The following is a 9,919-nucleotide window of genomic DNA, read 5'->3' on the forward strand; positions in this document are numbered from 1 at the left end:
GCAGCCGGCCGAGCACGACAACATCACCATGAACACCCTCCAGCCCAATTCGGCCCGCGCGCCGGCCTTCGTCCCCGAGACTCGCTTCGGACTGTGGTTCCTGTCCACACCGACCTGGCGCGTGCACGTGCTGGGCCGCGCGCTCAGCGACCTGCAGCGTATGGCACCCGACATCCCCCCCGGCGCCGTCATGCTGGACATCGGCACCGGCCAGGGCCACTCGCTGCTCGAACTGGCCGAGCGCTTCAAGCCGGCCCACATCCACGCGCTGGACCCCGAGCCCGACTTCGCCCAGCGCGTCGCCACAACTCGCGAGGCCTGCGGCGTGCCGGTCACGCTGCACCAGGCCCATGCCGAGCGCATCCCGCTGCCCAACGCGTCGGTGGATGTCGTGCTGTGCCACCAGACGCTGCACCACATCGTCGACCAGACCACCGCGCTGGCCGAGGTCTTTCGCGTGCTCAAGCCGGGCGGCCGGCTGCTGCTGGCCGAGAGCACGCGCGCCTACATCCACAGCTGGATCATCCGGCTGCTGTTCCGCCACCCGATGCATGTGCAACGCAGCGCGCCGGAGTTCCTGGCCATGCTGCGCGCGGCCGGCTTCGAAGTCGCCGACGAGCACATCAGCACGCCCTACCTGTGGTGGAGCCGCAAGGACCTGGGCGCGCTGGAGTGGATGGGCTTCGGCGTGCCCAAGGTGCGGGAAGAAACGCTGCTGAACGCGGTGGCGGTCAAGCCCCGCTGACCGTTCCGTCCAGCGGCGCCCAGCCATCACCGGGTGCGGGCTGCAGGCTCTGCGGCAGCAGGCTGCCCACCCACTGCGGCGCGCTGGCGCCGACCACGGTCCAGTGCAGCGCACCGACCTGGCCATGCCAGGCCGGGCCGGCGGCATCGGGCTGCCAGCGCAGGCCGCGCAGCGATGTCAGGCTGGTGATGTCCGGGTGGGCCTTCAGCCAGGCTTCGGCCAGCGTCCAGTGCCGGTAGAAATACGCCGAGTCCAGGCACGGCTGCAGGCCGGCGAACGCGGCCAGTGCCTGCCAGTCGCGGCCCGGCGCGTCGACCTGCAGGTCCATGCCCACGAGCGACGCGTCGGCCACCGCGACGCCGATCCAGTCACCGCTGTGGCTGATCGACAGCCGCCACGGCGGCGGCGCCTTGCTGCGGCCGTCGGGGTCCAGTCCCAGCACGAGGCTGGCAGGGTCGGCCACACCGCGGACATGGGCCAGCAGCAGCCGCGCCAGCCAGCGTCCGCCGACGAACTGACGGCGCCGCTGCGCGCCGGAGAAGCGCTCGCAGCGCTCGCGCTCGGCCGGGCTCAGCCAGCCGGCATCGGTACCGACCGGCGCGAGGGTCTGCTCCAGCGGCGCGGCGCAGGCCCAGGTCGAATGCTTACTCGTCAACCTTGGCTGCCGTGCCCTTGAGAGCGACGCCGATGATGAACGCACCGGCATGGCATTCGAAGTCGGTCGGGTTGCTGTACTCGACCTTCTTGTAGTAGCTGACGATGTCCACGACGGCATTGCCGCCCTGGCGCTTGGCGCTTTCCTGCAGGCTGATCAGCGCGCTGAGCGCCGCCCATTTGCAGCCAAAGTTGTCGTCCTTGCCGAAGCCGTTGGTCTTGGGGTTGCTCACGTCGCTCGAAAAGCGCCTGGACACGTTGGGCGTCGCCTGGCCGGCCAGATAGAACTTGAAGGCGGGATCGAGCTTGGCTTTGGCCTCAGGCATGGCCAGCACATCGGCCAGCGGGATGTGCAGCACCGTGTCCCGGGCAGCAGCGGGGCCGCTCGACAGCGACGACATCAGGGCCACGGCGGCCAGAGCAGCAAAACGAGACTTCATGAACAGGTTCCTTCAGAAGGAGAGAGCCGCTGATGATGCAACGGCGGTCGAGGGCATCAGATAGGCAAAGTCCGACAAACGCGCACCCGCCGAACCATCACTGGGGCGAGGACGCCGCCGGCTCGCCCGCCTCGGCGGGCGTTGGGGTTTCGGACGACGGCCCCCGCGAATTCGCGAGCGCCTCGGGGCTGCGGTTGGTCGTGAGGATGACCTCCAGGCGGACGCCCCCCATCGCCTCGCAGGTCTTGCGTGGCGGTTCATCCCAACGGATAGCCGTCGCCGTGACGACAGGGCGCACTACGCGCCACGGCCAGAAGCCGAATCGCTGCGAGCTGTTGTAGTCGGCGATGGCATCGGCCTTGCTCGCCAGCGCTTCTTCCACCAGCTTCGGCAGCAACTCCTTCACGCCACCATAGGTACCCTTGGCCACCTTGAGCTTGCGAACGATCTGGTGCGGCACATCGGCCGGCGCACCGTTGTCGAAGACACAGAGGTCTCGACCTGCCTGTGAAAGGCCGGCTGCGATCTTCTTGCCTTCGGCAACTTCCTGCTCAGGCGTCGCGGCCTGCGTCGCGGCGCAAGCCACGAGCAACGCAACGGTCAGAACGTTCTTCTCCATCAGTTCCCTCCCTGTGAATCAAAGGCGCCGCAGGATCAACGACGTGTTGATGCCACCAAAAGCAAAATTATTGGTCATGACGTACTCGGTCTCGAGCTTGCGGCCACCGCTGAGCACGTAGTCCAGCTCGCCGCAGCGCGGGTCGACCTGGCGCAGGTTCAGCGTCGGCGCGAACCAGCCAGCCTTCATCATCTCCAGCGTCATCCACGTCTCCAGCGCCCCGCAGGCACCCAGCGTGTGACCCATGTAGCTCTTCAGCGACGAGATCGCGACGCGACTGCCCAGCACGGCCTGCGTGGCCTGGCTCTCGGCCACGTCGCCCTGGTCCGTCGACGTGCCGTGCGCGTTGACGTAGGGGATGGCCTCGGGCGGCAGGTCGGCGTCTTCCAGCGCCAGGCGCATGGCCTGCGCCATCGTCGCGGACTGCGGCTGCGTGACGTGCGTGCCGTCGCAGTTGGTGCCGTAGCCGACGATCTCGCCGAGGATGTGCGCGCCGCGCGCCTTGGCGTGTTCGTACTCCTCCAGCACGAAGGTGCAGGCGCCCTCACCCAGCACCAGGCCGTCGCGATCCTTGTCGAAGGGGCGCGGCGTCAGGCGAGACTGGTCGTTGTATTTGGTGCTGGTGGCGAACAGCGTGTCGAACACGGCGGCCTGCGTCGGGTCCAGCTCCTCGGCGCCGCCGGCCAGCATGGCGATCTGCCGGCCGCTCTGGATGGCCTCGTAGGCATAGCCCAGTCCCTGGCTGCCCGACGTGCAGGCGCTGCTCGTCGTGATGATGCGGCCCGTGATGCCGAAGAACACCGCGATGTTGACCGTCGCTGTGTGCGACATCATCTTCACGTAGGTGTTGGCGTTGATGCCCTCGATGCTCTTGGCGCTCATCATGCGGCCGAAGTCGCCCACGGCGCTGGGCGTACCGCTGGAGCTGCCGAAGCTCACGCCCAGCTTGCCGCTGGTCACCAGCGGGTCGCCGATGAGGCCGGCCTGCTCCAGCGCCAGCTCGGCCGAGCGCGTCGCCATCTGCGCCACGCGACCCATGCTGCGCATGCTCTTGCGGTTGTAGCGGTCGCCCGGCAGCTCGAACGGCGCGCAGGGCACGCCGACCTGGGTGTTCAGCCCCTCGTACTCGGCCCACTCCACCATGCGCTGCACCTTGTTGGTCTCGGCGCGCAGGCTGTCCAGCACGGTCTCGATGTCATGGCCCAGCGGCGACAGCGCGCCGATGCCCGTGATGACGACTCTCTTCTTGCTCATCCCACCATGCCCCCATTCACGGAGATCACCTGGCGAGTGATGTACGCCGCATCCTCGCCCATCAGAAAACTCACCACCGCGGCCACCTCTTCGGGTCGACCGACGCGCTTGGCGGGAATGATTTTCAAGGCTTCCTCGACGAGGCCGGCGTCGATCATGTCCGTCTCGATCAGCCCCGGCGCGACGCAGTTGACGGTGATCTTGCGGCTCGCCAGCTCGACGGCCAGTGCCTTGGTCGCGCCGATGATGCCGGCCTTGGCCGCGCTGTAGTTGACCTGGCCGCGGTTGCCCATCAGCCCCGACACCGACGCCAGCGTGACGATGCGCCCCGGCGCCTTGCGCCGCACCAGCGGCATCGTCAGCGGCTGCAGCACGTTGTAGAAGGCGTCGAGGTTGGTGTGGATGACGGCGTCCCAGTCCTCGCCGGTGAGCGCCGGAAAGGCTCCGTCACGGGCGATGCCGGCATTGCAGACGATGCCGTAGTAGCACCCGTGCGCCTCGACGTCGGCCAGCAGCGCTGCGGACGCGGCCTCGCGGTCGGCCACGTCGAACTGCAAAACACGGACCGTGCGGCCCAGCGCCGTGATCTCTGCCGCAGCGGCCTCAGCCTGCTCGCGCTGGTTGCGGCAATGCAGGACGATGTCGTAGCCATCGCGCGCCAGTCGCAAAGCGATGGCTCGGCCGATGCCGCGGGACGACCCGGTGACCAGCACCGTACTCATACGTTCTCTCCATTCAAAAAAGTGCTCGGGTCCTCGGGCCCGAACACCGTCAGCGTGGCGCTCGCCAGCTCCGCGCCGTCGGCGTGGATGCGGCATTCGAACTGGCCCAGGCCGTTGTCCGCCTGATAGCCGCGCTCGATGTCGACCTGCAGCCTTTGCCCCACCATGAAACGCGGAACGCTGCAGCGGTAGCGCCGCGTACCCAGCAGCAGGCCGATGCGCGGCGGCTGCCCCTTCTCGCGCGCCTGCCAGCCGGCCCAGGCAGCAACGGCCTGGGCCATGTATTCGATGCCCACCCAGGCGCCCACGCCGCCGTCCTGGCTGAACAGGCCCTCGGCCGGCACGACGACCTCGGCGCGGAGCCGATCACCTTCGACGGCAATGACGCGGTCGAGCAGACTCATAGCGCCGGCATGAGGCACCAGTTCGCGGATGGGAGGCAGCGTGTCAGTCATGGCTGAGGATCAGCGCCGCGTTGTTGCCACCAAAGGCGAAGGAATTGCTCATCACATGGCGCGGCGCCGCCGTCAGGCGCTGGCCCGGCGTGACGAGTGCAATGGCCGGCAACTCAGTGTCGCGCCGGCCGTCGAAATGATGAACGGGCAATCGACCATCACCGGCCACGGTCAGCCACGCGATGGCGGCCTCGATGGCGCCGGCCGCGCCGAGCGCATGGCCCGTCAGCGGCTTGGTCGACGAGCACGGCAGTGCCGGCCCGAACAGCTCGGCCACTGCGCGGCTTTCCATCGCGTCGTTCTGCGGCGTGGCGGTGCCGTGCAGGTTCAGGTAGCCGATGTCGGCGGGCTGCAGACCGGCGCGATCCAGCGCCTCGCGCATCGCTGCCAGTGCGCCCCGGGCGCCGGGTTCGGGGGCCGAGATGTGGTGGGCGTCGGAGCTCTCGCCCCAGCCCGACAGCCGCACGGGCGAAGCCTCGCGGCTCAGCACGAACAGCGCCGCCCCCTCGCCGATGTTGATGCCCGAGCGTGTCGCGCTCATCGGCCGGCAGCGCGCGGCGTCCACTGAGTCCAGCGCCGTGAAGCCGGCCACCGTCATCGCGCACAGCGCATCGACGCCGCCCACCAGCACCGCGTCGCACAGACCCGCACGCAGCAGCCGCGCGCCGCTGGCCAGCGCCTTGGCGCCGGACGAGCAGGCCGTCGACACGACGTAGCGCGGCCCGTGGATGCCCAGCAGCTGGGCCAGCATCAGTGCCGGCGAGCCCAGCTCCTGCTGCTCGACATGGAAGCCCGCCGGCAGCGCGCCGTCGCGGGCCAGCGCGGCGATAGCCGCCTCGCTCTCGCCGACGCCCGATGTGCTGGTGCCGAGCACGACACCGACGCGCCCGGCGCCATGCCGCACGATGGCCGCGTCGACCGCGGGCCGGATCTGCGCCAGCGCCGCCAGCAGCAGCGCGTTGTTGCGGCTGCGCTGTGGCAGCGGCAGGTGCTCGACCGAGGGCAGTTCGGCACGCACGGCGCCCAGGTGCAGCTCGTGCCCCGGCCAGACCGCGCCGTTCGCTGCGACACCGCAAGGCTGGTCGGCGAAGACGGCCTCGCGCAGCGCGGCCAGGTTGTGGCCGGCCGCGCAGATGACGCCGGGGGCTTGCAGGTAGAGGTTCACGACGACGATGCCTCCGCGGACAGGGATTCGATCAGCAGCCGATAGCCCTCGGCCAGGTTGACGATCTCGACGATGTTCGCGCCCGGGCGGCGCAGCAGCACGCGGGCTTCTCCCGCCTGCTGCAACGCCTGGCCGTCGGCGGTGGCCACCCAGGCCCAGCCGTCGGGCAGCGCCGCGCGGACGGCATCGGCCGGCCAGAAAGTCAGGCAGAGGTCACGCAGCATGCGGTCGGTGTCGACCTCGGCGGGCAGCATGGCGTGGCGCTGGACTTGCAGATCCTTGCCGTCCCACTGCATCAGCAGCACGCGCTGGCTGAAGGCGAAGCCGGCCAGCAGCAGGCCCGACGCGTCCAGCTGCAGCTGCACATCGACGCGCTGCGGCGGCGCGGCGGGTGCATCCAGCCGCCACACGCTCAGGCGCTGGCTCAGGGCCCAGCGTGCATCGCCCAGCAAGGCTGGCGCCAGGCGCAGCGCCGGCAGGCCACTGGGCTTGGGAGGCGTGCTCGCGCAGCCGGCCAGCAGCGCGGCAGTCAGCAGCAACAGACGACGCTTCATGCGCGGGTGAACCTCAGCAGGCTGTGGCAGTAACCGATGCCGTCGCGCACCGTCAGCAGGCGCAGGCCGGCGGCTTCGGCGAGGCGGATGTAGTCGCCGCTCTCGTAGATCTTGCTGTTGCCGCTGGCCATGGCCGTGAAGTACGGCGACGTGTTGATCAGGCAGTAGGCGGCGATGTCGTAGCGCTGGCGGTCCCAGAAGGTGTCCATGACCAGCACCTGGCCGCCGTCGGCCAGGCAGGCCGCGGCGCGCTCGAAGATGCTGGCGATCTCGGCCTCGCCGAAGCAGCTGAGGAACTGGCTCATCCACACCAGATCCATGCCCTCGGGCAGCGACGCCGCCGGGTCGAGCAGGTTGCGCGGGTGCAGCCGGGCGCGCTCGCGCAGGCCGGCGGCGGCGAGGTTGGCGTCGGCCACGGCGAGCTGCTGCGGCAGGTCGACGAGGTTCAGCTCCACGCGCGCATCGTGCGCCAGCGCGGCCCGGCTGAACTTGCCGGTGTTGGCGCCGATGTCCATGACGCGCCTGGGCGCGGTGGCGAACACGTCGGGCAGGATGTCGGGGAAGGACGTGTCGGAGTAGTGGTGGTCAAACGCGAACCAGCTCGTCTTGGCCGGCTCGGGCAGCTCGGCCATGCCCTCGTACAGCGTGGGCCACGGGCCGAGATGCGCCAGGCCCAGCGGCTTGCCGGCGTCGAGCGAGCGCTCCAGCTCGAACAGGCCCTGGTAGCAGACGTCGTGAACGAAATCGAAGTTGATGCGCGTGATGTCGTCGGAGATCAGGCAGAAGCCGGCCTTGTCCAGCTGCCAGCGCCCGCCCTCGATCATGACGACGCCCGCCGACAGGCAGGACTCCAGCACCAGCTTCAGCGCGTAGCGGCTCCAGCGGCCGGTGGCCTCCAGCGCGTCCAGCGTGATGCCCTGCGCGCCGGCTTCGGCCAGCGCCTGCAGCATGCCGCGCTTCCAGGCGTAGCGCACGCAGTGGAAGACGACCGGGCCGAAAGCGATCTTCTGGGCCTCGAAGCGGGCGTCGAAGGCCCGCTGCTTCGGCGGGGAGAACTTCTTGGTCTCAGGCATGGGACGGAAGGAACAGCGGAGTGAGCAGCCAGGCCAGGAAGACGCCGATCAGCAGCGTCAGCCCGAAGGCCTGCAGGGCAGGTGTGCCGGACAAGGCCAGCAGCCCGAAGGACAGCAGCGTCGACGCGGCGGCGAGGGTCACGGACAGGAAAGGCCGCACTTCCGCGCGGCCGGGTTGTTCGAGCAGGAAGATGCCGTAGTCGACGCCCAGCCCGAGCAGGATGAGCAGCGGCAGGATGTGGAAGAGCTGCAATACCTGCCCGCCGATGGCCAGCAGCGCCACGGTCAGCACCGTGGCCAGCGCCGTCGGCGCCAGCGCGCGCCACGCCGCGCGGCCGAAGCGCCAGGCCAGCGCGCCCCAGGTCAGCGCGAAGCCGACGAACAGCACGACGGACATCAGCTCACGGTAGCGGCCCAGCAGGTGGCTGACCTCGCCGACCTTGTCGACCCAGGCGACGCCGTCGAGCTTCAGCGCCGCCAGCTCGGCGCGCGTGTCGGCCGCCTCGGCGCCATGCAGCAGCACGACGCTGACGAAGCTGCCTCCCAGCCGGCCCAGCCACTGCGCGCGCAGTGGCTCGCTGACGGGGCTGGCCAGCCAGGCCTGCGGCGTCAGCTCATTGGGTGAGACGGTGGTGGCCGCAACCGGCTGGCCCAGCTTGTCCGCCAGCACCGGCTGCAGCTCGGCCGCACGGCGGGCGGACAGCAAGGCGTCGTCACGCTGGCGGCGCTGCGACGGCAGCCAATCGCTGACAGCCTGCACGCCGACCTCCAGACCACGCAGTTGCGCCGTCAGCGCCTCTTCGCGCTCCAACAGCTGCTGCTCGCTCGCGCCCTGCACGACGAAGAACTGCGCCAGGCCGGGCGCCTGCATCAGCCGTGCGAACTCACGCTGCTCGGCCAGCAGTGCCGGCGGCGCGGACTGCAGCTGGCGGATGTCATCGTTCACCTGGAGGCGGCTGGCGCCCCATGCAACCAGCCCAGCGGTCGCCACCAGCAACACGGTCAGGTCGCGCCGGCCCAGGCTGGGCCACAGCGCGCGGCGCGAGCCCAGCCACTGGGCGAAGCGCGTCGGCTGCAGCCGGCCTGAGCCGTCCAGCAGCGGGAACCACCACAGCACCGTCACGAAGGCCGCGACGAGACCGACCGCCGAGAACACCGCGATCTGGCGCAGGCCCGGGAACGGTGGCAGCGCCAGCAGCGCGTAGCCGATGACGGTGGTCGCCATCGCGAGGCTGACGACGGGAACCTGGCGCTTCAGCATCGCCCAGCGCTCGTGCGCTTCCAGGCCCTGCCGCGCGCTGAAGTAGTTGCTGCCGTAGTTCTCGGCCACGCCCAGCAGGCTGGCGCCGAAGATCAGCGTGACGAGGTGCAGCTCGCCGAACACCAGCAGGCTCACCGACGTTGCGACCGCGAGACCCACGGCCATCGACAAGGCCACCAGCAGCCGTGGCCGCAGCGATCGGAAGGCCAGCAGCGTGAGCGCCACGATGCCCACCAGCGAGCCCAGGCCGATGGTGTGGATCTCGCGCTCCGCCTGCTCGGACGCAGCCGCCGCGAACAGCGGCACGCCGGCGCGGAGGACCGTCGCGCCCTGCCCTTGCGCCGCGCGCACGGCGGCGTCCAGCTTCGGCTGCAGCGCGCGCTGGGCGCCGATCTCGAAGCCCGAGCCGGGCAGCTCGATAAGCACCAGCGCGAAGTGGTGGTCGGGTGCTGCCGGGTCGGTCAGCATCAACCGGCCGTCCTGCACGCGCACACGGCTCATCTGGCCGCGCTCGGCCAGCCACTGGCCGAAAAGGTTCAGCGGGTCATCCGCCCAGGCCCCGACGCGCGGGCCGCCGACGGGCTGGTAGAGCGCAGCCAGTGCCTGGTCGGCCAGCGTGTCGGTCGTGGCCGTGCCGAGTTGCTCGCGTGCCTGCGGCGACAGCAGCCCGGCGCGCAGCGGCGCATAAAAACCCAGCCAGGCATTCTGGTCGGCATCGGCGACGCGGTGGCGTGCCGGCACGTCGCCCAGCGCCTGCAGGAAGGCATCCGCCGCCCGCGCGGCCTGGGTGGCGTCGCCCCCCCCGATCAGCACGCTGATGCGCCGCGCGCCCGCATCGGCCAGCGCCTGCGTGGCCTGGGCCGCCAGCGGGCGCTGCTCGTCGCGCGGCAGCATGGCCAGCATGTCGGTCACCGGCGCGCGGTGCTGCACGGCCCAGTGCCAGACGTTGTGGGCGACACAGGCGAGCACGAGCACGA

Annotated in this window: 11 protein-coding genes; 1 reads left to right on the forward strand and 10 read right to left on the reverse strand. The window is 70.2% G+C overall.

Annotation, left to right across the window (positions count from 1 at the left end; genetic code table 11):
* Positions 1–28: 28 nt before the first annotated feature.
* A complete protein-coding gene (locus tag ACG04R_RS23525; protein WP_394416063.1) occupies positions 29–745 on the forward strand; it encodes a class I SAM-dependent methyltransferase in 717 nt (238 codons plus the stop codon).
* On the opposite strand, the gene ACG04R_RS23530 is transcribed toward ACG04R_RS23525, so the two are convergent.
* From ACG04R_RS23530 to ACG04R_RS23575, 10 genes are all read right to left on the reverse strand, one after another.
* Positions 732–1,400: a 4'-phosphopantetheinyl transferase family protein gene (locus tag ACG04R_RS23530; protein WP_394416064.1), complete on the reverse strand. Its 669-nt coding sequence runs from the start codon at positions 1,398–1,400 to the stop codon at positions 732–734. The two genes, ACG04R_RS23525 and ACG04R_RS23530, sit on opposite strands and share 14 nt — an antisense overlap.
* Positions 1,390–1,839 (reverse strand): excinuclease ATPase subunit, encoded by a 450-nt coding sequence (locus ACG04R_RS23535; protein ID WP_394416065.1) that lies wholly within the window; start codon positions 1,837–1,839, stop codon positions 1,390–1,392. Before ACG04R_RS23535 ends, ACG04R_RS23530 begins: the two co-directional genes overlap by 11 nt.
* 97 nt (positions 1,840–1,936) lie before the next feature.
* The gene (locus tag ACG04R_RS23540; RefSeq protein ID WP_394416066.1) at positions 1,937–2,458 is read right to left on the reverse strand and encodes a hypothetical protein; all 522 of its coding nucleotides are present in this window, start codon (positions 2,456–2,458) and stop codon (positions 1,937–1,939) included.
* Positions 2,459–2,476: 18 nt separating this feature from the next.
* Positions 2,477–3,712 carry a beta-ketoacyl-ACP synthase gene (locus ACG04R_RS23545; RefSeq protein ID WP_394416067.1) on the reverse strand — a complete coding sequence of 412 codons (1,236 nt, stop codon included), beginning with the start codon at positions 3,710–3,712 and terminating at the stop codon, positions 2,477–2,479.
* Positions 3,709–4,434, reverse strand: coding sequence for a 3-ketoacyl-ACP reductase FabG2 (locus ACG04R_RS23550; RefSeq protein WP_394416068.1), 726 nt, complete (start codon positions 4,432–4,434; stop codon positions 3,709–3,711). The genes ACG04R_RS23545 and ACG04R_RS23550 overlap by 4 nt, the downstream gene beginning before the upstream one ends.
* A complete protein-coding gene (locus ACG04R_RS23555) occupies positions 4,431–4,889 on the reverse strand; it encodes a hotdog family protein (RefSeq protein WP_394416069.1) in 459 nt (152 codons plus the stop codon). The genes ACG04R_RS23550 and ACG04R_RS23555 overlap by 4 nt, the downstream gene beginning before the upstream one ends.
* Complete coding sequence (locus ACG04R_RS23560; RefSeq protein ID WP_394416070.1) at positions 4,882–6,054, reverse strand: beta-ketoacyl-ACP synthase; 1,173 nt, start codon at positions 6,052–6,054, stop codon at positions 4,882–4,884. Before ACG04R_RS23560 ends, ACG04R_RS23555 begins: the two co-directional genes overlap by 8 nt.
* A complete protein-coding gene (locus tag ACG04R_RS23565; RefSeq protein ID WP_394416071.1) occupies positions 6,051–6,608 on the reverse strand; it encodes a DUF3261 domain-containing protein in 558 nt (185 codons plus the stop codon). Before ACG04R_RS23565 ends, ACG04R_RS23560 begins: the two co-directional genes overlap by 4 nt.
* Positions 6,605–7,681, reverse strand: a complete 1,077-nt coding sequence (locus ACG04R_RS23570) for a class I SAM-dependent methyltransferase (protein WP_394416072.1) — start codon at positions 7,679–7,681, stop codon at positions 6,605–6,607. The genes ACG04R_RS23565 and ACG04R_RS23570 overlap by 4 nt, the downstream gene beginning before the upstream one ends.
* Entirely contained in the window at positions 7,674–9,911 is a 2,238-nt protein-coding gene (locus ACG04R_RS23575) for an MMPL family transporter (protein ID WP_394416073.1), read from the reverse strand. Before ACG04R_RS23575 ends, ACG04R_RS23570 begins: the two co-directional genes overlap by 8 nt.
* Between the last annotated feature and the right edge of the window lie 8 nt (positions 9,912–9,919).

The sequence above is a fragment of the Pelomonas candidula genome (assembly GCF_043555985.1).
Taxonomy (GTDB): Bacteria; Pseudomonadota; Gammaproteobacteria; order Burkholderiales; family Burkholderiaceae_C; genus Pelomonas; species Pelomonas candidula.

Bases quoted from the DNA above. Each gene is read 5' to 3' on its own strand.
- ACG04R_RS23540 (WP_394416066.1), bottom strand. From the start codon at position 2,458: ATGGAGAAGAACGTTCTGACCGTTGCGTTGCTCGTGGCTTGCGCCGCG.
- ACG04R_RS23555 (WP_394416069.1), bottom strand. From the start codon at position 4,889: ATGACTGACACGCTGCCTCCCATCCGCGAACTGGTGCCTCATGCCGGC.
- ACG04R_RS23565 (WP_394416071.1), bottom strand. From the start codon at position 6,608: ATGAAGCGTCGTCTGTTGCTGCTGACTGCCGCGCTGCTGGCCGGCTGC.
- ACG04R_RS23550 (WP_394416068.1), bottom strand. From the start codon at position 4,434: ATGAGTACGGTGCTGGTCACCGGGTCGTCCCGCGGCATCGGCCGAGCC.
- ACG04R_RS23535 (WP_394416065.1), bottom strand. From the start codon at position 1,839: ATGAAGTCTCGTTTTGCTGCTCTGGCCGCCGTGGCCCTGATGTCGTCG.
- ACG04R_RS23525 (WP_394416063.1), top strand. From the start codon at position 29: ATGAACACCCTCCAGCCCAATTCGGCCCGCGCGCCGGCCTTCGTCCCC.
- ACG04R_RS23570 (WP_394416072.1), bottom strand. From the start codon at position 7,681: ATGCCTGAGACCAAGAAGTTCTCCCCGCCGAAGCAGCGGGCCTTCGAC.
- ACG04R_RS23545 (WP_394416067.1), bottom strand. From the start codon at position 3,712: ATGAGCAAGAAGAGAGTCGTCATCACGGGCATCGGCGCGCTGTCGCCG.